Here is a 22243-nt window from a genome sequence, read left to right on the forward strand (position 1 = left end):
GTTGGGAGTCGCCGTCGCCGTAGAGAGCTTCCCCATGGTTTGGTTTTCGGTATGTATTTGGTATGTATTCGGATGATCGGAGCCTGCGTGGACGCACCGGTACTGGTGTCGGCCCCATCCGCTTCTCCGTCAGGCCGACTCCCTGGAAGGGAAGTTGGGCATGACAAAACTTGACAGGTATGATACCATGGTCATGTGACCAGATGTCACGAATCAGACCTAAGGTACCTTTAATGTCAACATCAGGAGGCTATCCCAATGTCTGAAGGAATGTCAATACTGAACAGAAAGATTCTTCTACATGACCAAGAACATTGCGGCCGCGCTACAGGCCGCTTACTGGGGGGTCGCACTGGCGTGGGCGGCGGTCTACCCGTGGCTCGAAGAGAACCTCGGCCCTTACTACTCACACGAGGTGCCGTGGTTCATCGCGCTGACCTTGGCCCCTCTACTTGGGGCGCCAGCCTGGGTCGCCCTCCTCGGCATCGTGCCCATCGCATGGAATAACAGGAAGAACAGGCGTCAGAGGTAGCAGGAGGGTGTCCCTGCTTGATGGTCGAGGCACCCAGCTCCGACTGTCACTCCGTCCTGACTGCGGCCGCCCCCACACTCGTGCGGGCGGCCCGCTTTACATGCCGACCTTCAGGACGGTTCGAGCGAACCAACGACGTGTGACCTGCCTGAAGCCTCCCAAGATCACGAAGAGTGGCCGAGGAATGACCCACTGTCAGTGGCGGCACCTACATTGGTCGGTTGCGCGGGGAGCGCGCGATTGACCAAGGGGAGGGGGCTTCGGCCTTGCCGTTCGTCAGGGGATATACCAAGCAGGACGGAACACAGGTGCGGGCGTACTGGAGAGCGCCGGCCGGGACGAACCAGCAGACCATGCTGGCAGTCGGGATCGTGGCGGCAGTCTTCATCTTCGGCGGCTCCGCCACCTCGACGGGCAGCGCAACAGGCGGCGGCGAACGGTTACCTGCCCCGCGGTCCTCGGCGGGCGTGACGTATCCGGTCAAGTGGCCCGCGTGGGATAAGCCGACCTCTCGCCCGGACCCGACGGTGTCGTACCCGATTCGCTGGCCGGGGTGGAAGCAGACCGCGCCGCGTCCGGTGCCCACCGTGTCGTACCCCATCAAGTGGGACCGGAACGGAGACGGGCGATGAGCCGGCGCCCGGCCCGTCGGCGGCGTTCGCGGAAGGCTGACGGCAGCAATCAGCTCTTCCTGGCCCTCGGCGGCCTCGTCATCGCGGGGGTGGTACTCGCGGCGGTGGTGGACTTCGTCCGCGCCTACCCGTGGGTGCCGGTCATTCTGCTTCTTCTCGCTGCCGGGGTGGCCGCGGCCTGGACGGTCTCCAAGCAACGGGCCGCCCGGTGGGAGCGGGTGCGCGCCCAGGGGCTGCGGTACGCGCTGACGCAGCTGGACGCGCTGCATCACCGGCAGTTCGAGCACGCGGTACGGGATCTGATGCAGCGCGACGGATGCGCGAACGCGGTACAGGTCGGCGGTGCCGGAGACAACGGCGCGGACGTGAAGGCCACCGACCCCTACGGACGGCGCTGGGTAATCCAGTGCAAGCACCGCAAGAACGGCCTGTCCGGAGCGGCCGTGGGCACCCCGGACCTACAGGTCCTCAACGGCACCGGCCGACCCGTCCACAACGGCGACGTCGTCGTTCTCGTCACCAACGGGCGGTTCTCCAAGCCTGCTCTCGACTTCGCCCGCTCCCAGCGGCTGCACCTCGTCGACCGCAGCATGCTTGGCGACTGGGCCAGCGGCTCACGGCCTTTGTGGGAGTTGCTGCGGGCCGTCCCGCCCCCGCGCCGACCACTGTCTGGCTGATGGGAGCTCGTGCCGAGGAAGCCCCGGACCTGTTTGGGTCCGGGGCTTCTTGCAAGGCATCAAGCGGGGGGAAGAGCGGTTAATCAGTCTGCCTCGCCCCCTGGGGGTCGGAACCGGTGCGCTGGCGCCAGCACTTCTCCCCTCGCTCCCACACGACCGTGTCCTTGCTGATCGCACGAAAGGCTGAGAGGACAGTCTTGTCTATGGCGAGGTTGCCGTTGTCGTTCGTGTATGTCAGCCCGGAACCGAAGTGCTTCTTAATGTGCTCCGCCGCGTCCACCTGGTACAGCTCGCGACCCGAGGTGTTGGTGACCTGTCCCAGCATCCAGCGGGCAGCTGCCTGAGCGTCCATTTCATTCATACAAGAGACGATATAGGTCGGTACTGACAATTCCCCAAGGGCATGGAAGTTCGGCTCCGGTAGCGGGACCCCCACGGGCCCTCGTTCTCAGGACGCCGGTCCCGCGCACGTGCGGGACGCAGGACCGGCTCGTCGGTACACCCGTCCTGAGGGGCGTCCTTACAGCCACCGTACGAAGCACACAAGGACGCCGCGCGATCTGATACCCCGTTGGATACAGGCGTCAGGCAACCCGTTCTTCGGCCGCTGCCGTGTTGGCCATGACCGGGTGAGCCGAATCCGTCTCCTGGACCGCGAGCGCGGAAGGCGCGGGGGTTGCCGCGGCGGGGTTGGGACGCCAGGCGGTGGTGAAGGGGAACTCGTTGTCCACCCAGAGGACGCCAGCGAGTTCAGGGGGCATGGTCCAGCGGGGCGGGTTGAGTGGGTTGACCTCGACGGGGTGGTGAATGAACGAGTCTCCGAAGTTGAACTGCACGCTGATCGTGGCGTTGCCCTGGAGCAGGTCGTCGAGGTGCTGGAGCTGGAGGCCGGTGAACTTGTCGGCGCCGGCGGCCACGATCAGCGGGAGTCCGGCTTCCTGGGCGAGCGCCCGGTACTTGCTGACCTTCTTCTCGATCCCGGCGGTGACCGGCTCCGCTGAGACGACACCGGCCATGTTGCTTGGGGGGAGAAGGATCGTGCTCATCCCTGGGGGCTTCATGGCCTGGCCCGTGCGAGGGTCGGCCCGCAGCAGGAAGGTGTAGCCCTCGCTCCGGAAGACGGCTTGGTGGACAAGAGGGGAGAGAAGCGCCCGGCGCAGGTCCTGGGCGATCTTCTTCGAGGTACGCGCGTCCGGGGTGGGGAGCGGGCCTGAGGGGTCGCCGTGCACCGTCAGGACGACGGGGACCGGTATCTGCTTGAGGCGCTCGACCAGTCCGTGCCACGCCCTTATCCTCGCGGTCGTCCCCTTCTGGGGACTGTGGGTAAGGACTTCGACCAGGGCAGCCGGCTCGCCGTTCTCGCCGACGACGGTCCAGTCCGGTGTCTGTGTGCCCCACTGCCGCTCGTACTCCAGGCTGAAGCCTCGCCGCCGCAGCGCCGCGCCGGCGGCGAGCTCGATGAAGTCGGGCCAGAAGTTCTGGTCACGCCAGAGGTTCGTGGCGAAGGCGGCGGCGTCTGCCTCTGGCAGGAGGGCAAGCTGCTCGTCCAGCCAGATCCGCCAGGGCTCGTACTCGTCCAGTACCGCCTGGTCATAGGAGAGCATCCGATTCTCCGGCGGGCGCTTGCCGTAGCGCTGAATCTGTTCGGCCACGAACTGGGGGCCGAAGCGCCGAAGGGGCAGTTCCGTGTTCATGGACCCGGATTCTCCGGCTTCCCGTCACCGCCCGCACCGAGATTAAGGGAACCGTGCGGGCTGCCACCGAGGTGGCCCGTCTCCGCTGTGGGACATGAGAATCGGGCCGGGCTCACGGAAGCCACAGCCCTCCGAAGTCGCCTTCGTGAGCGAACAGAACGGGATCCGGCCATTCCCACCCGCCGTACAGCGGCGGCCGGGAGAATGAGCGATCCCGCATCGACGACAGAGGGGGACTACATGCTCGTCAGGTTGTTCGGCATCAAAGGCACGCTGAAGATCGGGGCCGTGTTTGTCGTGGGCGTGATCGTGTACCAATGGTGGAACGGCTGACCCACCAGCTCCTCTCTAGCGGCAGCCCCGGAGGCAGAACCCTCGTGCGCGCACGCGTATGTGGGGGTCAGAGGGCCGAGAAACTCCGCGCCCCAGGCGCGGCCGGCGCCTGTGGGCCACAATCGGGTGCGTGCCGGATCCCTTCCCCTCGATCACCGCGCTTGACCAGTTCCTCGGCGACCTGCGGGTCGGCGAGGCGAGGCGGCGTCAGCTCGGTATGGTCCGCGGAGAACTGCAGCGGGCCCTGGACCGGGGCGCGCTGCCCGTAGGTGCCCGGCGCAGCCTGCGGCGCCTCCTCGGGGAAGACGCGCTCGCGCCGTACAAGCGGCTCGCCGAGTCCGGCGTGCTGCGGGCCCGCCGGGTGCAGGGCGGGTACCCGCCGACCTCAGAGGCAACCAACGAGGCACGGACGCAGTGCCTGGACCTGCTGCGCGAGGCGTATGGATTGCCGACGCTGCGGCTCGGCGTCGGAGGCCGGGTGTCGCCCCAGCCCACCCCCGCCTTCGGAGATCTGGCGGCGCTGAGGCGTCAGCTCGACCAGGACCTCGGCGGCCACATGACGCCGGGCCGGATCCGGCTCACTGCGGTGCTTTCCTTGGTGCTCGACGCGGCGCCCCGGTCGGGGGAGCTGGTGGCAATGCGCCTGTCGAGCCTGCGCCCCGGGGCGGTGTACGTAGACCGCCGTCCCCAGCACGGCGACGGTCAGGCGGACGGTGACTGGTTCGAGCTGTCGACGCTGAGCACCGCGGCGCTCGCCCAGTGGCTGCCGCTGCGCGCGCAACTCGTCGCGCGCACCCATGGCACCAGCAAGTTGTGGGTGAGCCTGCGTCCCAACCACGACGGCGTCCTCGACAACGACGGTCAGGCCACCCTGCGGCCCGCCGGCGTGCCCTTGGAAGAGAAGGGGTTGACGACGAGCTACTCGGAGGGGCGCTCCCGGTACGGCTTGAACAAGCTGCCCCCCAAGCTGGAGCAGCTGCGGCGGGCGGTTCTCGACCAGGCGCCGCCGGTTGCTCTGACCACCGCGCCCGCTGAGTAGTCCCCTCATCCGTATTACCGCTCCTGAACCGCCCCGCCTCAGCGACCCCGTGGAACTGTCCACGGGGCCGCTCGCCGTTTCTCGGCGCCCTGTCAGTGGCGAGCGCTACCGTGTCCGTACGGCTAGACGCGTACCGCCGTTCGCTGCCGCCTCCCACGCCCACGCCGCCCGGGGCACAGTCGGCCAAGGTCTCTTGGGGCCCGCGAAGCGAGAAGACCTGCCTGTGACCTCGACGTACACGGCCGGCGGGAGCGTGGGGGACCGCCGCGTCACGGAGTACGCCATGTCGCCGAAGAAGCAGAGCACCGCGGGCAAGAAGGCCCGCGCCGCCGCCCGCCAGGGCGAGAAGTTCACCACCGCGCTGCGCCGCGAGACCGCCGGGCTGTCCCCGGCCGAGCTCAACGCGCTCGGAGTCGCCGACGCGAAGGCACACGCCGCGTCCTTCGCGGACAAGGACGACTGGGACTGGGACACCCGCCGCGCACGCCAGGAGTGGGAGGAGGTCCAGTGGTGGGAGCGGATGCGGGCCGGCGGGGAGGTGCGCATCTGGAACGCGGTCATCGAGACCCGGGCAGCCGCCCTGAACGCCGACGACGCCTGGCACCGACTTTCGCTGTACATGCGCAGCCCCATCCACCGCCGCGGCGACGAGCCGTTGCTGCACATGACGTGGGAGATCGGCAACGCGTCCTCGGACGAGGTGGCGGAGCGCGGGTACCGCCACGAGCTTGACCCGCTTGCCCCGGGCGCACTGAGCGAAGAAGAGCGCCGGCGCCTGGAGGCGGACTACCCGCGCGGCGTGTTCGCGCACCTCGGCACCCGCGGTGAGCACTACGGCGCCTGGGAGCAGGCGCACGTCGCCGACTACTGCCAGACGCTGGACCGGGCCGCGCGGAGGATCGAGCAGGGGCGCGGGCTGACCGAGAAGGACCTGCAGCGGTGGGTATCCGAGCTCGACGCCGAGCGCGGTCCGCTGCCCGACGGGGTCAAGCTGACGTACTGGCGGGCCCACTTCCGGGTGGAGTTCCTTGCCGGATACGACGAAGCCTCGGCCCGCCGACGGGCCGAGGAACTGGCGGCCACCGTCGTCGACTACGCAGGTCGTCCGATCGGTCGCGTCGTCGACGGAACGCTGGAGCCCGAGGACGGGTTCCGCAGCGCCGTCGACGGCCGCTGGGTGCACCCGGCCGCCAGCGGCCTCGGCGAACTGGGCCGACGCGCCCTGTGGGAGGACTACGCCGAGGTCGAGGCACGCACGGCCGCCGGCGAACCGGTCGGCTCCCTCCCGGTCCTGAGGGACATGTACCGGCTCGCCGCCGAGCAGCTGCGCGACGCCTTCGCCCGCTCCACCGGTGACTACACGGCGCACGAGGCGAAGCTGCACACCCAACCGGACGGCACCCGCACCTACACCAGCCCCGGGATGATGCGGCAGGTCACCGCCAACGCCCGCGCCGAGGCGGAGGGCAAGACGCCCGCCGAACTGCGGGAGATGGCCGAGCACGCCGACTACATGGCGCGGCGGGTGTACGGCAAGGTCGTCCAGAACGACGAGGACGTGCGCCGGATCGAGGCGGCCGAACAGCGGGCCAGGGTGTGGGCGAAGCTCGCCGACGACATCGAGGCGATCACTACGCTCGCCGGGGAGGCTGCTGCTGGATGGCCGCTGCTCGGGGTGACCTGGCTGCAGACCGGCAGGGAGGACGGCCCGCAGCTAGAGGTCTGGGCGGAGACGGCCGACGGGGACACGGACCTGGTCGGCCTGTGGCCCCTGGGCGAGGACGACAGGCCCGTCGGGGCGTACCACGTGGTGCTGCAGACCGCCCCCGGACGCGCGCCACGAACCGCCCCCTACCCGGTCGGCTTCATCCCGCCGAACCCGGCCAAGGGCGCCGCGTCGGAACGATGGCGGTGGCTCGGCATCGAGCCCAGCTGACCCAGGACCCGCAGTGCCTCTCGCCCGGCGAGGACGTCGCCGGGGTGCCCGGCCTCGCCGTCTGACGAAGCCGGGCACCCGGCCCGTACTACTGCGGTGTCTGCTCCGCCAGGGACGCCAGGGACGCGTTGCGTGCGGTCACGTGGCCGCACGGCCACGGATTCCACCGGTGTCCCGGCGGAGCCGGGCGGGGGTCGACGTCGTACCCGCCGTCCGTGATGCGCTCCACGGCCGCGTCCCGGTGAGCGGCGCACGCGTAGATGACGCCGTGGTGCGTGCCGAGCATCCCGGGCCCCGGGGTGTTCGCCTCCACGATCAGCGAGGCGCCCTCGTCGCACTCCCACCCGGTGTGCCCGTCCGCCGACGCGGTGCCCGGGGTGCTGCGCAGCTCCTCCGCGTAGCGCCGGGTGGACTCCTTCACCCAGTACCGGGGTGCCTCCGTGGCGGCCGGGGCCGGCGCCTCGTCCTGGTGGTCGTCGGCAGCGGCCTTCGCGGTGGTGAGGCGTCGACGGGCGGCGGTGTACGAGATGCCCTCGCGCGCGGCAAGTTCGCGGGCGGCGCGCTTGCCGTGCTTGTCGATGGTCATGGACCGGTCGCTCTCCCGGCGGCGGGCCCCACGCGTCGGCCGCCGTGGCGTCGGTGGACCATGTGGACCACGAGGAGCCCTACGGGGCGGTGCTGACTTCGCGTGAGGCTTGAGCCCCTTGTCCTCGTCGCCGTCCCGGCGTGGGCGGTTCCGGCTCGGAGTCGGGCCGACGCGGTGCGGCCTCTCTCACCGTAGCGCGCGGCAAGGGCAGTCCGCCGGTGATACGCCCCGGTTCTCTGCAGCGCGTACGGCGCCCGCCGAAGCGATACCGCAGAGGTCCCTGCGGGGTCAGCGTCGTCCGCTCGGCGCGGTGTTCAGGTACTCCAGGCGCCGCTGAGCGGCGGGCAGGTGCCGGGCGTCCAGGGTGGGAAGCTGCCGCAGCAGGTTGATCAGTTCCGGTCCGGTGCTACGTCCCTCGGCGGGATCGGTGATCTGCTCCCAGCAGTGGTGAGCGCTGCGGGCAGCGTCCACCACTTCAGGGGCGTCCGGCGACTGGTGGGCAAGGCGGGTCCGGGCCGCCGCGATCCACAGCTGTGTGGCAAGCAGGTCCTTCCCGGACATCTTCGCGAGGTCCGCGCGGATCTCTAGCCACTGGGTGGCCTGCGGCGAGTGGATGCCGTACGTCTGCAGCGTGTGGGTCTCCCACGCCTGAGCGAGCTGCATGGACTCGTTGAACCGCCGGGCCTGTGCAAGGGCGTAGATGTGCGGGCGAGGGTCTTGCTGGGCCACCGGAGGCTGCTGAGGAACTGGCGCCGGAGCCTCCGGAGTCGGGGCCGGAGGCATCACCGGCCGGACGGCGGCCGGCGGCACGGCTGCTCGCTGCGCGGGCGGCGGGGTCTGCTGCGGCGCCGCCGGGGCCGTCGGGTGCGGCGGGTGGGCGCTGGCCCGTACGGGGTGGTGGGTCTCCTCAACCCGCTGGTGCGAGGCGGAAGGCATCTGGTCGTAGCCGACAGCCTCGTCCCACGGGACCTCGTCGGAGCGGCGCGGCGGCTGCGGCTCGGGCTTACGCAGGCGGGCCAGGAGGGTGGTGTCCCCGGCAAGCAGCCGCTGCACGTTTGTCATCGGCGGCCGGGGCTCGACCGACTGCGCGTCGAGCTGCGGGGTGGACGGCAGGACCATGCTGCCCGGCGGGAGCTGGGCGGCGGCGATGGTGAGGGCGTGGATCCGGGAGTTGGCGGGCCGGTCGGGGTTGCGGCGCAGCTGGTCGATCCAGACTCGTGTGTACGGGCTGACGCCTGCGCTGCCGGCAAATCCGGGGGGTGCGATCACGCCGTACACATCGGCGGAGGTCGAGGCGGGCAGCGTTCCGTACTCCTGCAGCAGGGGCCAGGCGCTTTTGTCCGCGGCAAGGTCGAACATCACGGTGGTCAGGCCGACGGGGCGGCTTCGCAGTTCGGCGCCGAGCCATTCCCAGGGCAGGGCGGTGTAGCGGGTGGTGGAGGCGGTGGTGCCCGGCAGCGCGAGGTAGAGCTGCTGCCCACGGCGGTCGACGGTCAGTCGGCCGGAGAGGTAGATCAGCAGCGGGCCGGGGGCGGAGGCAGCGGTGCGCAGCCTCATCAGCAGGGCGTTCTGGTCGCGGACCCCGTCGAGGTACGTGGTGTCGGTGGGGGCGTCGCTGCCGAGCAGGACCGGCACGGGCACGATCGAAAAAGCAGCGAGGTTGGCGCTGGGCTCGACCTGGACGGTGCGGCGTCGTACGGCAGCGTCTCCGGCGATGAGTAGTACGTGGCCGCGCTGTTGCTGTCCCGCCCCGTTGATCTGCATGTCAGCACCGTACTCACCGCGAAAAGCCCCGGCGGATGCTTTCCGCCGGGGCTGCTGGTGGTCTGTCACATGGCCATGCCGAAGTCGGTTTTTACCGGGCGATTTCCAGGGTGCGGGGGGACTCATCCCTGGTCCGGCCGTCCAGGAGCGGTCCGCAGCCGTCGGTGATGCGGTCGCACCAGTCGCTCACAGGTCGATCTCCTCCTCGACGTCCGTGTCCTGCTCGGCCTGGGGCGGCGGGGTCGCCTTGTAGGCGCGGGTGTGGGTGGCGTGATCGAGGGCGCGCTCGGTGTCGGCGTGGGCCTGGGCGCCGCCGTGCTCGGCGGCGACGGTCTTGACGTCGTCGGCGGTCAGTCCGCCGGCGGCGATCAGGTGCTGTGCGTGGTGCGCGGTGAGTTCGTAGGAGACGACGCTGTTCGGGGTGATCTGCTCGCCGTTGTCGCTGGCCTGCTCCAGTGTGGTGGCCTGATGGGCGAGGGAGGTGAGCACGGGCAGTACCGCGGCGGCGGCCTGCTCGCGGTGGGCGGCTTCCGGGTCGGTCGGGGTGCTGGGGGTGTCGGTCATCGGTTTTCTCCCGTTCGGTCGGTGTTGGCGTACCGCTCGGCGGTGGCGAGCGCGCGCTGGACGAGGGCACGGTCGGCGAGCGCTCGGCGGTGGCGAGCGCGCGCTGGACGAGGGCACGGTCGGCGAGCAGGGCGGCAAGTCGGTGGGCGTCGCCGGCGAGGTCGTCGGGCAGGAGCCGGATGACGTCCTGGATGCGGCGGAGGTCGGCATGCGGGCTGAACCCGGGCGGGGACTGGGTGCAGGCGCGGTGCGTGCATCGGTCGAGCTGGCCCAGCTCCCGGCGCAGGTCCTTGAGTCGGGTGGGGTCCGCTCCGAAGGCGGTGGCGGACTTCACGCGCTGGTCCAGCTCGCTGCGGATAGCGGGGTAAAGCCCGTTCCAGGCATCGGCGATGGCGGCGGCCTCCTCCGGGGGAAAGCCGTTGTGGACGAGCTGGGCGGCGTTCACGCGGCGCCCTCCGTCTGCTCCTCGCGCTCGGCGGCGGTCAGCTCGACCGGCGCCTGGTGGCCGGCGGCCTTGAGCAGGGCTGCAACGGACAGCTCGTCGCCAGGGGCCACGGCCCGGTTCTCGCGGGCCTCGCTCGCGGCGACCAGGCCCTCGACGGTCTTGCTGATCGCCTCGACCCGGGCCACCTCGGTGCGGTACGCCCACTGGGCCTCGGCGGCTCGCGTCTGGCCCTCGATCATGGCGAGGGTCACCTGAGTGCGTCCCTCGGTCTCAGCCATGACTCGTTCGTGCCGCTGCTCGCGATCCCTGCGGAGGTCTCCGCGCCACAGCGGCGCGCAGACGGCATAGACGGCGGCGGTGCCCAGCAGCCACATCAGGCCCCGAAGCGCCCAGTCCGGTGTCCAAGCAGCGATGCCGAGCAGCGCGGTCACCCCGGCCGCGCCGAAGGCGAACCGGGTGACCTCCGCCTCGCTGTTCGGCTTGGCGGCGGAGATGATCCCGGCCGCGCCGGTGAGCGCGGTCAGCAGACCGCCGATCCACAGCGGCTGGGTGGAGCCGTCGGGCAGCTGCTCGTGCCACGCCCCCGCCAGCGCGGTGGCCGTACTGGTGACGAGGCCCGGGGCGATGCGACCGAAGTGCTCCCACAGCATGCGGGCCGTGGAGCGTACGGGCGGCAGCGGCTCGACGCCCGGCAGATACGGGGCGGTGATCTGCTGCTCGCGGGCGAGGAGGTACTCGGTCGGATCGAACGGCACGGGCTGGGGGCTGTTCACAGGTCCATCTCCATCTCGGCTTCGGGTGAAGGAAGTTCGGGCGGGGTGGCGGGAGCGCCTGGGGCGGGCTCCTTGTCGGGCTCCGGCTCTCGGTCGGCGTGCCGTACGCGCTCGTGATCGGCGATGACCGGCTGCAGGGCCTGCCCGGCGTGGTCGACCAGGGCGCCGGGGGCGAGCGCGGGGTGCCGGGCGTAGTTGCGGATGTCGTGCCCGGCCTGGTCGATCCGGTCCAGGGCGGCGGTGTGCAGGACCTGTTCGCCGGTGTAGGCGGCGGTGCCGGGGGTGCCGCCCTTCTCCAGCTCGGCCAAGACCTGCTCGCTGGGCTGGGGGCCAGGGTGACGCTGGGCCTCCCACGCGACGGTCAGCGGGTCGATCGGCGCGTGCCGTTCGTCGAGCGTGACCATCGCCCGGTAGACGGCTGACAGCTCCGGGTGAGAGAAGTCCTGGTCGCTCAGCCACCGGGTGACCTCGTCCAGTTGGCGGGGCTGGTAGAGCAGCGAGGCGACGGTCTCCGCCTCCGCCTGCAGGTCGGTGCGCGCCCGCGCGGTGCGCGGCACTGGGGCGACGGGCTGGGTGGGCTGGGTGTCGAGCAGGTTGCGAACCACTTCCGGCGCGGCCTTCCATGCGGCGTCCAGCTGGGCGATCCGCTGCCCGGTCCTGTCGGCCTGCTCCAGCGCCGCCAGGACCTGGTCGGTCTCGGTCCGTCGGACCGTGTGCCGTAATTCCTCACCGGCGTGCTCGACAGCCCTGTGGATCGCCGCCTCCAGCGTCATCCCGCCGTACAGCGGCGCGGTACGCGGGTCGGGGCAGGCGTTGGCCAGTTGGGCGAGTCGGGACGGGTTGAGCAGGTGTCGGATGCCCTGCTCCTCGATCCCGGCCACGGCCTGGGTGACCGTGGCCGGGATGTCGTTGCGGGCGACCTGGGAGAAGTCGATCGAATGGAGGGTCTGCCACAGGGCGGCGTGGTCCGGGCGGCTGAAGACGCCCGACGGGATCCAGCGCATCGAGGACAACGCCTCGGGGCGGAACAGCATGGCCCCAAGCAGTGCTTCCTCCGCCTTGCGGGTGAGCCGCTTCACCGCTCAGCCCTCCACCGCGTCGGGGCGGCCGCTGTAGGTGACGTTCCCCCGGATCTCCGGGTCTTCGCGACGACCCTTGAGGCGCGCCACGGTCGTCGGCCAGGGGGAGGCCGGGGCCGCGGGTGCCGTGCTCTCGGCAGGGTCCTGCTCCTCGTCGAAGAGGCCGAGCTGAGTACCGCCGTTCATCTCGGGGTCGAAATGGGTGGTCACCGTGCCGCCCCCAGCGCCTCGCTGGTGGCGGCCTCGGCCAGGGCGGGGACGATGGTGGTCAGGACGCGGATCACCGGTCCACCCCCGCCCACCAGTCGCCGACCAGCTCGGCGGCGAGGTTCTCGCCGATGGCGAGGGCCGTGGCGATGTCGGCGGTGGTGTGGCCGGCGGCGTTCATCTCGCCCGCCTTCCGGGTCCATTCCACGCGGCGCTGGGCGGGCGACACGTAGTCGCTGCCCACCTTCGCGGCCGGCTCGGGCTCGGTGGTGTCCTCGGTGGCCATGCCCATGGCGAGCAGCAGTTCACGGGCGTCGTCGGTGCCGGTGGCGTGCGCGGTGACCTTCGTGGCCAGGGCGCGCGGGGCGGTCAGGCGCAGCATCACACCATCCCCTTGAAGGCCCGCACGATGCCGATGAGCAAGATGACGGTGAGGACGGACCCCATCAGGGCGCCCTTGGTGGTGGCGGCGAGGATCTTGGCCAGGCTCAGCTTCTGCTGGCCCTTCATGGCGACGCCGACGACGGTGACGACGTAGGCGATGAGCGCGGCGCCGGCGACGTCGAAGAGATCGGCGCCCAGGTGCAGGGCCGCGACGCCGACCAGGACGGCGGCGAGGGTGGCGAGCAGGGCCGTGATGCGCTCGGCGGTGAAGTTGCCGGTGGTGGGGACCTTCATCGGGACACCGCCAGACGCGGCTCGGGGACGCAGGTCTGGAACCTGGCGTCCTCGACCGCCTTCAGGCAGGCCGTCATGTGAGCGGCGGCGGTCTCGGGGTGCTCGCCGTACTCGTAAGCGACCTCGGCGAGCGCGCGGTTGGCGCCGTGGGTGCCGAGACGGTCGGCGGTCTCGTGGATCAGCTCGCGGGTCCGGGCCGGGTTCTGGGCGAACTCAGCGACCGGGGCCTGGGAGACGAACAGGAACGTGGCGAGGGTCGTGGTGATCTTCGAGGTGGAGCGCACAGCAAGCCTCCGTGGAAGGAGAAGACGGGGTGCGGCCCGCCCGGGCGGCGGAAGCGGTGCCTCTGCCGCCCGGGCCGGGCTGATGGGGGTGGTTCAGTGGCCGGTCGGTGAGGACGAGGCGGCGTTCTGGCGCGCTTCCCTGATGGCGGCGGCCTGTGCGGCGGCGCGCTCGGCGTCCCGGCGGGCTTCCTCGGCCCGGTTCAGGGCGTCGCTCGCGGCGGGGTCCTGGATGCAGGCCACGGCGTCAGCCGACGAGCAGCGAGTGCGGACGGACCGGCTGCGGCTTGTCCTGTCGGCCGTCCCGCTCGTGCGGGGTCGGACGCATCGGCAGCTTCGGCTTGTCCTTGGCGTGCATGGGGTTGACGCAGAGGACGACACCGGTGTGGGTGACGACGCGTTCGAAGCCGAGGCAGTCGCGGCACATCGGCGCGATACGGCCGACGACGACGAGGCGCGCACCGGTGACGGCCGTCTGCTCGTGGAAGTCAGGCGACCGAAGGGCGGGGAGGTCGAGGACCTCGACCCGCGCGGCGGGAATCAAGCTCTTGCTGACAAACTGGCTCATGGAAATCCCTCCATCTAGGGGTGTCCCGATCCGGAAGGCGGTCCTACGCGCCTGTCCGGGCGTTGGCCGGGGGCTGCAACCGCCGGCCGGAGAGAGGGTCAGGGGCCTGCAAGCCGTCTGGCCCTCTCTCGTTTGCAGAACCAACATAACCCCCAAAGCCTTGAAGTTCAAGACTCTTGAACTCTTGGAGTGTTGAGGTTAGGTTGATCTCGACACCTATAGAAGGGAGTGACGGATGGGATTCTCGGCAGTCCGCGACCGGATGCCCGCACCGCGCACAGCGCTGCCCGCCCGGACCCATAACCTCTTGGAGTCACCGACTCCACGACCCCAAGGGGGACATCTGATGGCGGACAACTCGGCAAAGCATCAAGAGCAGTCCGACGAGCGACCCAAGTGGGTGCCGTTGCGAGAGGACCAGCACACCGACTTGTCGAGCCTCGCCCGCGAGCTGATGCGCGCCCGGTCCCACAAGGGCGGCGGCCGGATCACCGAGAACACCGTGATCAGGGTGGCGGTCGACCTGGTGGTCAGGCACCCGGACTTGCTCTCTGGTGACACCGAGGACGACCTGCGCACGAATGCCTTTGCACGGTACGAGCAGCTGCTGGAGCGGGAGCAGGCGCTGTTGGCCGGCGGAATGGAAGACGACCCGGAGGGGAGCCGGTGAACTTCGACACGATCGACTGGGGCAAAACCGCCGAGCAGTTCGTCGGCGACCTGCCTCCCTGGGTGTTCGTCGCCGCTGGTAGCGCCGTGCTCATCGCTCTGCTCGTCGTCGGCTACCTGGTCATCTCCAAGTCCTCGGCGCAGCAGGCGAAGCGGGACGAGGAACACCGGGAGGCCGTCGCGGTCGCCCGGGAGAAGGATCAGCCACTCCCGCCCAAGCCCCTCCACATGGACACAAAGCCCCTGATCGGCGGCTTCGCGGTGTCCCTGAACGGCTTGTGGCACTTCGCTCAGGACACGGTCAACCTGTCGTTCCTGTTCGCGATCGGTTTCGTGTCGATGTTCGACGTGCTGGAAATCCGGCTGTTCTCCCAGATGTTCAAGATGGCCAACGATGACCCGCGCCAGCGGTGGACCCGCTCGCTCAAGGTGATGCGGGCCACGGCCTGGGGCCTCGTGTTCGCCTCGGCGGCGGCCAACATCGTGCACGCCCCGAACGTGTGGGCGGCGCCCTTCCTGGCGGCCATGCCGATCGGCGCGGCCTGGGTCATCTACGTGCCCCTCCACAGCGCGCTCGGCGAGACGGAGCTGGCGGAAGACGAGAAGCGCCCCGAGGGTCGGAAGCCCGGGCCCCTCCTGCTGGTCGGCCTGGTCTGGCGGAAGCTGTGGGCCTGGGTGTTCGGCCTGTTCGGTTTGGATGTCAACGACCGTGCGGACGAGATGGTCCGCCGGGCACGCGCCCGGGAGGCCGCGGACGCCTCCTACGAGTTGCGCGTGGCGCTGCTGGAGAAGAAGGACCTGGAGCAGGCCGTCCAGAGCAGGGATGGGCGCGGTGCGAAGCAGGAGGCCCGGAGCCGGCTGAAGGCACTGACCCGGAAGGTGGACAGGAAGATCCGGCCCAAGGCGCAGAACGCGCTGGAGCAGGCGGACACTCACCTCCCGAGTCAGGGACTGCAGCTCATGCAGCGCATGGCCTGGCTGACCAACGCCGATGACGTCGCGCTGCTGGACTATGGGCCCGACAGCCCGGCGATGGCGAAGTTGGAGCAGTTGAACATCGCGGCGAACGCAGACTTCATCGACTCCTCGAAGCGGGCCAAGGAGGCCGACGCTCGCGCGGAGGAAGCGGAGGAAGCCCGACAGGCCGCCGAGGAGGCCGTCGAGGCGGCCAGGGCTCAGCTGGCCGACCTCGCCGAGCAGCTGGAGCGTTCCCGGAGCGAGGCACAGAAGGCGGGCGAGTCGGTGTCCGCCGAGATCGAGGCGGAGCAACTCAAGCTGGCGGCCCTGCGCACGGAGCGGGAGCTGCTGGAGAGCAGCGAGGCGTCGACCGGGCAGCTCTACCAGAGGACGTCCCGGGAGCTGGAGGAGATCCGTGCGCAGCTGACCGGTGCTCAGGAGGTGGCACGCCTGGCACGGGAGGAAGTCGTCCGGATGGAGGGCAGCAATAGTGCCCTGGCCGAGCGACTGGAGGCCCTCGTCGGAGAGCGGGACAAGCTGGTCCAGGAGGCGGACGACGTTCTGGAGCAGGCCCGGCAGGACCGGGAAAAGGCGGTACGCCTGGAGGAGCGGTTGCGAGCCCTCGAAGCCCTGCAGAAGGCGGGCGTGCCGGCCAACGGACCGAAGCGGCCCCGGATCGACACCCGCATCAGCGGCGGTGGCGCCGCTGGTGAGACCCGGCAGCGCATTCGTGAGCTGCTGCAGTCCATGACGGCGGAGGAACGGACGGCCGCCGCAGGTCCCCGGAATTCGCGCCGGGAGCTGGCCCGTCACCTCATCGACAGGTTCCAGCTGGACCTCGGGCTCGACGCGGTGCGCGGTCACATCGGGGAGATCGAGAAGGAGGACCAGCAGGCCGCCCAGGCCAGGGGAGAGGTGCCCGCGCCCCGCAGCGAGGACGAGGTCGAGACCGAGCACGAGACGGCCACGGTGTGACCGTCCGTGCACGGGCGCTCGCGACGGAAAGGTCCGGTCTGGCGGGAAGTATGCCCATCCCTTCCCGCCTCGCGGGAGGCTGCGCCGCCGGTCGCAGCAGGTCAGCAACGATGGGCCACGACCGTGCGGCACATGTCAGTACAGCGACGTATACCAACTGGAGTGGCCCCGGTGCGCTTTGAGCTTGGCGGCTACGCACCGAGGCCCACTACGAAGGGAACCTTCGTGAACGACAACAGTAAGGGCACGACCACGACCACCACCCCCCGGCCCTCGAACGATCTCCCCGCGTATGGGGAGTCCGCGCCGGCATCCGGCTCCGCCCCCTTGGCGCGCATCGAGCGGCAGATGCGCCGCCGGGCGCGTTACACCGCGATCGGCACCATTCCCGTCGTGGCCCTGACGGTCGAACAGGGCCCTGCCGAGTCCTCTGGCGCGGACTTCGGCGAGGTCCTCGACATGATGGGAACCGTCGGCGGCAAGGCCGTCAGCCTCGTCGGTTCGGCCTTCGCGGAGCAGCCGGTGATGGCCAGTGCCGTGACGCTGGCCGTGGTGGCCGCGGGCTACATGAAGGTGAAAGAGGGCTCGATCCTCGGCGGCATGGGCGGGGACAACGACGGCTTCGCCCCGTCCGGGGCGATCCGCAAGCACGTCAGCCGCCAGGCCCTGCTGAGGAAGAAGACCCTCCGGGCCCTGCGCCCGTCCCTGGCGGACGTGCCGCCCCGGCAGATCCCCACCACGGAGGTCGGGGTCCGTCTGGGCAGGGACCGCAAGACCGGTATCGACATCTGGTCGCCGATCGAGGACAGCACGGTCCTCATCGCGCCGATGGGCGCGGGCAAGACGGGGCTGCTCGGCAACTTCGTGGTGGACGCTCCCGGTTCCGTGGTGGCCACCAGTACCAAGGTCGACATCGTGAAGCTGACCGCGCCGCTGCGGCAGCGGGCCGGCGGGCGCATCTGGATCTTCAACCCCATGCGGCTGGGCTCCGGAAAGTACCCCTCGAACCTGCGGTGGGATCCGGTCATCGGCTGCAAGGACCCCAAGACGGCCCTGCGCCGGGCGAAGTACCTGCTCGACGGCTCGGACATGACCTCGGGCCTGGACAACCGGGACTTCTGGAACTCCCAGAGCTTCAAGGTCCTCAAGTCGTTCATGTGGGCCGCGGACACGGCCGGGCTGTCCCTCCTGGACGTGGCCCGCTGGTCGAAGAAGCCGATGGAGACCCCGGCCACCCGGATCTTCGAGGACGCCCTGAGGGAGAACCCGGACATCGTGCCGCAGGGCTGGGCGGACGACCTGCAGCAGACGCAGGCGTCGGCGTCGGCGGACTCCCGTTCCAAGACCACGACCCTGGACAACGTCTTCCTGACCTTGTCGACGACCTTCGAGTGCCTGTCCCTGCCGGACATCGCACAGTCGGTCAGGGAGGCCCACAACCCGGACGTGCCGCAGTTCGACGTCGAGGAGTTCATCGAGTCCGGCCGCGACACGGTGTACGTGCTGGGTGAGAACACCGGCACGGGCGGCATCGGCCCGCTGTTCACCACGCTCACCGGCGACATCTACGAGGCCGCACGCCGACGGGCGCCTGCCCAGGACGGCGAGCGCAACGACCCGCCGGTGAGCTTCGAGCTCGACGAGGCCGCGCTGATCTGCCCGGTGCCGTTGGAGAAGTGGACCGCCGACTCGCGCGGTCTGGGCATCAGGGTGGACGCGGCCTTCCAGTCCCGCGGGCAGATCCGCGAGCGGTGGGGCCGCAACGGCGCCGAGACGATCTGGGACAACTGCACCGCCGTGGTCCTCGGCGGCCTGAAGAACGACGACCACCTGGAGTCGATGAGCAAGCTGACCGGCACCAAGCGGGTCAAGGAGGAGACCGGCGCCAGGAGCCCGGGCCCGAACGGGACGACGACGAGCAGCAGCAGCTTCCGGTACGTCAAGGAACCGACGATGTCGCCCTCCGACATCATGTACCTGAAGCCGGGCGAGGCCCTGATCTTCCGCCGTCACCTTGGCGGCCCCGTCGTGGCCCGCTATCAGATGGTCTGGGACCGCAAGGACCTCAAGCAGTTGGAGCGGCGCGGCAAGAAGGACGCGCGCGACAAGGCCCGTAAGCGCAAGGCCAAGGTCACCCCGTCGGCGTGGACGCCCGCGCCCGCGATGCCGCCCACCGCCCCGGCCGGCATGTGGGCGCCCGCTCCGCCGGTCGCCCCGCCCTTCGCCGTCCCGGCTCCGCCCGCGATGCCTCCCACGGCCCCGGCGGCGGGCGCCTGGACGACACCCCCGGCCCCCGCTCCGGTCGAGGAGCTGTGGGCGCCTCCGGCCCCGTCCACCAGCCCGTGGACCTCCGCCCCGGCGGTCAGCGACTGGTCCACGGGCGGTGTTCCCGGCCCCCGCGACCACCTGCGCATCGTCCCGGGCCAGGTCGTCGAGCCGCCCCCGGTCGTCGTCCCGAGCGCGCCCGCCGAGCCCGCCCCGGCTCCGGCGCCGCCGACCGCCACGCCGACGGTCCACCTGGAGGAGCAGATCTCCCCGCAGCCGGAAGCAACCACCGACGAGAGCACCGGCGCGCAGGACACCACCCCGCCGCGCCGGGTGCGGAACTTCGGAGCGTTCTAAATGGCCATTCAGCCCGAGCGGATGCTCACCGTCCTGGCCGGTGACCTCGCGGTCCTCAAGGAGGGCTTCGGGGCGCTCGTGGAGCGGATCGGCAAGCTGGAGGGGAAGGACCCCTCCACCTCGATCGCCGGAATCCACGAGGCGCTCGCCGACATCCTGGAGTCCATCGAGGAGTTGCGCCCCGGCTCCGAGGAAGAGGACGGGCCCCCGCCCACCCCGAACTGGGCGACGGCGGACCAGGACCGGGCCCGGGAGCTGTGGAAATGGCTCACCGACTGGTGCCGGAGCACCCTGCACCCGATGTACGCGCGGGAGCACTGGCGGCCCTGCTGGTACGAGCACCCCCAACTGCGGATCCAGCTGACCTGGCTGGCCCACTTCCACGACTGGGCGTATGAGCCCAAGGCCCCGCCGCCCCGGGCCGCGGAATGGCACCTGCGGTGGTGGCCTCAGCTCAGGGACCAGATCCTGATCCCCGAGTTCGAGGGGTGCGGCCACAAGGACGCCTCGAAGGCCGACCGGGTCATGCTCCATGAGGTCCCCATCGAGGAGGACCAGATGGCGTTCGAGGACGGCGGCCTGCACGAGTACATCGATGAGTTCGTCAAGCTGCGGCCGACGAAGGCGGAGATGGCGAAGAAGAGCGGCTGACCGTCCCCAGAACCGCCGAAGGGGGAGTCACCCAAATTTGGGTGACTCCCCCTTCGGCGTGCGCGGGCCTCGTCAGCGGCTCGCCAGCTCCGCCTCGGCGGCCTCGGCGAGCGACAGCGCCGCCTCCACGATGGTCTTGAGCGTCTCCGGGCTCGCGTGCCGCAGCAGCCCCGACATCACGAACCCCTCGCTCATCCCCTCCAGCGTGCTCGCCGCGACCTGGGCCCGCATCGCAAGCGGGTCGGGGCCCTGTTCCGACTGCTGGTCCTCGCCGGTCCCGGTGCCGTCGTTGCCCGTTTCTGGGGCCTGATGCTGATCCCCATCGCCCGCCCCGGCGATCGCCTCGGGTGCCTGGTCACCCAAATTTGGGTGACCCTCCGGCGCGGCCTCCACCTTTGGAGAGTCACCCAAATTTGGGTGAGTCTCGGGTACCGCCTCCGGCTCCGGGGCCGTCTGCCTGGCCTCGCTCGCCGCCTTCCTCGCAGCCTTCCGGGCCTCGGCCTGCGCCTGCAGCCGTACACGCTCCTCGCGTACTTCGAGCAAGCTCTCCCCGGTGAGTGCGGGACGCTCGGCCGGCTTCTCCACGGCCTGGGCGCGCTGGACCCACGACTCCAGGTCGGCGGCGGTCACCCGCACCTTGTTCTCGGCCGCCCAGGTCCGCATCGCCACGTAATTGCGGGCGACCTCGTCCTCGCCGCCGTACTCGGCCACGACGGGCAGCAGCGTCTGGACATGGGAGGAGGGTGTGGAGAACATCCTTGTCGTCTGCTGCTCAACGATCGCGCGCTTGAGGCGCCACTGCTGGATCGACCGGTTGACTTCGGACTCGGACTCGCCGAACTTCGCGTCGCAGTACTCCGGCCACGTCCGCGTGCCGTCCGGGCCCCGGTGCATCTTGCGGTTGCGGACCGCCTCCGCGGCCATCCACTTGATCCAGTCGGCCTTGTCTGCGTTGGTGTACGCGGCCTCGCAATAGGCGAGCTCGACCAGCTCGTCATCCGTCATCGGCCCCTGGGCATCCAGCTCCTCGGGCGCGGGAATGAGGTCCGGTGTGAACGGCTGCGGACGGTACGCCTGCAGCCCATGCACGACGGGCACCGCCTGCGGGGTCTCCGGTTCAGCTTCACCGCGACTGGCCGGCACCACAGCCAGCGAGGAAGGCGCCACCTGCTCGTCGTCGGCGGGTGCCCCGGTCTCCAAAGGGTCCGGGCCTGTGGCCCTCGCCTTTCGCCGCTCCTCGGCGGCGGCCGCGCGCTGCGCCCGAATCTGCTGTTGGCTCGGGCTCACTGGCCGCCCTCCAGGTCGCCCACGGGCAGCAGCCCGCGCTTCTTCATCTCGGTCACCAGCGCGCCGAACGCCGTCTTAGCGGCCCCTTCGACCGGGGCGCCGATGGAGTCGGCGAAGCGCTCGCTGCGCGGAATGACGGTGCTGAACACGTCGTAGCCGTCCTTGGTCATCTCCTCACGGTAATAACCCGTCGACCCCGCGTTGGCCACCGTGCGGTTCAGCAGCACCCAGGTCGGCGGCATCGCCCGCGTGGCTCGCAGCGGCGCGCTGCGGCGCAGGATGTCCATGAACGGGGTGGCGTCCTCGGGGTCGGAGATCCGCTCATAGTCCCCGCTGGTCGGCGACATGTGCAGGATCACCAGATCAGCGACGCGCAGGACGGAGTCGGCGATGTGCGGGTGGTTCTCGCTGTGCCCGCAGTCCACCATCGCGATCGTCTTCCCGGTCGGGGAAGCGACTTCCTTGTGGAACTGAGCCGACGCCATCAGGTGGACGGGGAACGAGAAGCCGCCCTTCTCTGGCTTGTGCCAGCTCCAGAACTGCTTGGAGTGGTCGGCGTCGTACCCCACGACCTCGTACGACTCTTCGTCCTCTACCAGGGCGTGCGACAGCCATCCGGTATCGGTCGTCTTGGCCATCGTCCGGGGGGACATGTTCGCAATGAGCATGGCGAGAGCCTATGGCCAGGGCCGAGATCAAAGCACTAATGCCCCCGGACACGCATGTGCCCGCCCCCTGAGGGACGGGCAACGGTGCTGCAACTGGCCGCTACGCAGTAGCCGGAGGGCCGAAGAGGGGGCGCGGCTCATCCTCCGCCCCGCGGGCCCAGACGATCGTCTGCTTGACGGCGCCGGCGTACCACTCGGATACGTCGTGCCACTTGTGCCCGAAGATGCAGTCCTCGGAGGCGAGCCGAACCTGCCCGACCGGCAGCTCGGGGTAGGGCGCGACCTGCCGGGAGATCGGCGCGTACGGTCGCTCGCCCAGGAGCCACCGGGTGGTGTCCACGACCCCTTCGAGCCAGCTGGGAATCCCGTCCGGGGAGCACCAGGGGACAACCTGTACGGACAGCGGGTCGCCCACGGGCTGTGAGGCGATGGCATCGTCACGCAGCCGCTCCAGCTCCTGGCGCGCGCGGACGATGCCGTCGGGCAGATCCCGGGCCGGTGCCGCAGGCGGTGTCGTGGCCGGAAGGAAGGCGGCCGGCTTCCCCCACCACGCGTTGTCGGTCATGACGGCACCGTAGCCATGTGCCCTGACACGGAGCCAGAGCAGCTCGTCGTTCGCGTCCACG

25 protein-coding genes are annotated in these 22243 nt (G+C 70.3%); 9 read left to right on the forward strand and 16 right to left on the reverse strand.

Going from position 1 to position 22243, the window contains the following annotated elements; all coding sequences use genetic code 11:
* Positions 1–301 precede the first annotated feature (301 nt).
* Both AB0424_RS28420 and AB0424_RS28425 read left to right on the forward strand, forming a co-directional pair.
* A complete protein-coding gene (locus tag AB0424_RS28420) occupies positions 302–532 on the forward strand; it encodes a hypothetical protein (RefSeq protein ID WP_366309427.1) in 231 nt (76 codons plus the stop codon).
* A gap of 628 nt (positions 533–1160) precedes the next feature.
* Complete coding sequence (locus AB0424_RS28425; RefSeq protein WP_366309428.1) at positions 1161–1841, forward strand: restriction endonuclease; 681 nt, start codon at positions 1161–1163, stop codon at positions 1839–1841.
* 79 nt (positions 1842–1920) lie between these two features.
* Here the strand turns inward: AB0424_RS28425 and AB0424_RS28430 are convergent, their stop codons facing one another.
* Entirely contained in the window at positions 1921–2202 is a 282-nt protein-coding gene (locus AB0424_RS28430; RefSeq protein ID WP_366309429.1) for a hypothetical protein, read from the reverse strand.
* Between the two features lie 223 nt (positions 2203–2425).
* Positions 2426–3535 carry a hypothetical protein gene (locus AB0424_RS28435; RefSeq protein ID WP_366309430.1) on the reverse strand — a complete coding sequence of 370 codons (1110 nt, stop codon included), beginning with the start codon at positions 3533–3535 and terminating at the stop codon, positions 2426–2428.
* A 204-nt stretch (positions 3536–3739) separates the two neighbouring features.
* Between AB0424_RS28435 and AB0424_RS28440 the strand changes: the two genes are divergently transcribed.
* From AB0424_RS28440 to AB0424_RS28450, 3 genes are all read left to right on the forward strand, one after another.
* Positions 3740–3868: a hypothetical protein gene (locus AB0424_RS28440; protein WP_366309431.1), complete on the forward strand. Its 129-nt coding sequence runs from the start codon at positions 3740–3742 to the stop codon at positions 3866–3868.
* A gap of 130 nt (positions 3869–3998) precedes the next feature.
* A complete protein-coding gene (locus tag AB0424_RS28445; protein ID WP_366309432.1) occupies positions 3999–4907 on the forward strand; it encodes a hypothetical protein in 909 nt (302 codons plus the stop codon).
* Between the two features lie 223 nt (positions 4908–5130).
* Complete coding sequence (locus tag AB0424_RS28450; RefSeq protein WP_366309433.1) at positions 5131–6843, forward strand: hypothetical protein; 1713 nt, start codon at positions 5131–5133, stop codon at positions 6841–6843.
* 88 nt (positions 6844–6931) lie between these two features.
* Here the strand turns inward: AB0424_RS28450 and AB0424_RS28455 are convergent, their stop codons facing one another.
* From AB0424_RS28455 to AB0424_RS28505, 11 genes are all read right to left on the reverse strand, one after another.
* Positions 6932–7429, reverse strand: coding sequence for a hypothetical protein (locus tag AB0424_RS28455; RefSeq protein WP_366309434.1), 498 nt, complete (start codon positions 7427–7429; stop codon positions 6932–6934).
* A 288-nt stretch (positions 7430–7717) separates the two neighbouring features.
* A complete protein-coding gene (locus AB0424_RS28460; RefSeq protein WP_366309435.1) occupies positions 7718–9193 on the reverse strand; it encodes a hypothetical protein in 1476 nt (491 codons plus the stop codon).
* Positions 9194–9379: 186 nt separating this feature from the next.
* Positions 9380–9757, reverse strand: a complete 378-nt coding sequence (locus AB0424_RS28465; RefSeq protein ID WP_366309436.1) for a hypothetical protein — start codon at positions 9755–9757, stop codon at positions 9380–9382.
* 441 nt (positions 9758–10198) lie between these two features.
* Positions 10199–10975, reverse strand: coding sequence for a hypothetical protein (locus tag AB0424_RS28470; RefSeq protein WP_366309437.1), 777 nt, complete (start codon positions 10973–10975; stop codon positions 10199–10201).
* Positions 10972–12054 (reverse strand): DnaB-like helicase N-terminal domain-containing protein, encoded by a 1083-nt coding sequence (locus tag AB0424_RS28475; RefSeq protein WP_366309438.1) that lies wholly within the window; start codon positions 12052–12054, stop codon positions 10972–10974. Before AB0424_RS28475 ends, AB0424_RS28470 begins: the two co-directional genes overlap by 4 nt.
* Positions 12055–12057: 3 nt before the next feature.
* The gene (locus AB0424_RS28480; protein WP_366309439.1) at positions 12058–12264 is read right to left on the reverse strand and encodes a hypothetical protein; all 207 of its coding nucleotides are present in this window, start codon (positions 12262–12264) and stop codon (positions 12058–12060) included.
* Between the two features lie 70 nt (positions 12265–12334).
* Positions 12335–12643: a hypothetical protein gene (locus tag AB0424_RS28485; protein WP_366309440.1), complete on the reverse strand. Its 309-nt coding sequence runs from the start codon at positions 12641–12643 to the stop codon at positions 12335–12337.
* Positions 12643–12939 carry a hypothetical protein gene (locus AB0424_RS28490; protein WP_366309441.1) on the reverse strand — a complete coding sequence of 99 codons (297 nt, stop codon included), beginning with the start codon at positions 12937–12939 and terminating at the stop codon, positions 12643–12645. The genes AB0424_RS28485 and AB0424_RS28490 overlap by 1 nt, the downstream gene beginning before the upstream one ends.
* Positions 12936–13223 carry a hypothetical protein gene (locus AB0424_RS28495; RefSeq protein ID WP_366309442.1) on the reverse strand — a complete coding sequence of 96 codons (288 nt, stop codon included), beginning with the start codon at positions 13221–13223 and terminating at the stop codon, positions 12936–12938. Before AB0424_RS28495 ends, AB0424_RS28490 begins: the two co-directional genes overlap by 4 nt.
* Before the next feature lie 93 nt (positions 13224–13316).
* Entirely contained in the window at positions 13317–13463 is a 147-nt protein-coding gene (locus AB0424_RS28500; protein ID WP_366309443.1) for a hypothetical protein, read from the reverse strand.
* Between the two features lie 4 nt (positions 13464–13467).
* The gene (locus AB0424_RS28505; RefSeq protein ID WP_366309444.1) at positions 13468–13788 is read right to left on the reverse strand and encodes a hypothetical protein; all 321 of its coding nucleotides are present in this window, start codon (positions 13786–13788) and stop codon (positions 13468–13470) included.
* Between the two features lie 346 nt (positions 13789–14134).
* Between AB0424_RS28505 and AB0424_RS28510 the strand changes: the two genes are divergently transcribed.
* From AB0424_RS28510 to AB0424_RS28525, 4 genes are all read left to right on the forward strand, one after another.
* Complete coding sequence (locus AB0424_RS28510) at positions 14135–14458, forward strand: chromosome segregation ATPase (protein WP_366309445.1); 324 nt, start codon at positions 14135–14137, stop codon at positions 14456–14458.
* Entirely contained in the window at positions 14455–16389 is a 1935-nt protein-coding gene (locus AB0424_RS28515; protein ID WP_366309446.1) for a hypothetical protein, read from the forward strand. The genes AB0424_RS28510 and AB0424_RS28515 overlap by 4 nt, the downstream gene beginning before the upstream one ends.
* A gap of 225 nt (positions 16390–16614) precedes the next feature.
* Positions 16615–19011: a TraM recognition domain-containing protein gene (locus tag AB0424_RS28520; protein ID WP_366309447.1), complete on the forward strand. Its 2397-nt coding sequence runs from the start codon at positions 16615–16617 to the stop codon at positions 19009–19011.
* Positions 19012–19662, forward strand: coding sequence for a hypothetical protein (locus AB0424_RS28525; RefSeq protein ID WP_366309448.1), 651 nt, complete (start codon positions 19012–19014; stop codon positions 19660–19662).
* Between the two features lie 72 nt (positions 19663–19734).
* Here AB0424_RS28525 and AB0424_RS28530 read toward each other — a convergent pair whose 3' ends face one another.
* The 3 genes from AB0424_RS28530 to AB0424_RS28540 all read right to left on the reverse strand — a co-directional run bounded on the left by AB0424_RS28530 (position 19735) and on the right by AB0424_RS28540 (position 22182).
* Complete coding sequence (locus AB0424_RS28530; protein ID WP_366309449.1) at positions 19735–20949, reverse strand: hypothetical protein; 1215 nt, start codon at positions 20947–20949, stop codon at positions 19735–19737.
* Positions 20946–21617 (reverse strand): plasmid partition protein, encoded by a 672-nt coding sequence (locus tag AB0424_RS28535; protein WP_366309450.1) that lies wholly within the window; start codon positions 21615–21617, stop codon positions 20946–20948. The genes AB0424_RS28530 and AB0424_RS28535 overlap by 4 nt, the downstream gene beginning before the upstream one ends.
* A 100-nt stretch (positions 21618–21717) precedes the next feature.
* On the reverse strand, positions 21718–22182 hold the full coding sequence (locus AB0424_RS28540) for a hypothetical protein (RefSeq protein ID WP_366309451.1): 465 nt from the start codon (positions 22180–22182) through the stop codon (positions 21718–21720).
* Positions 22183–22243: the final 61 nt, after the last annotated feature.

Origin of the sequence: Streptomyces sp. NPDC051180 (assembly GCF_040689545.1) — a bacterium.
Taxonomy (GTDB): Bacteria; Actinomycetota; Actinomycetes; order Streptomycetales; family Streptomycetaceae; genus Streptomyces.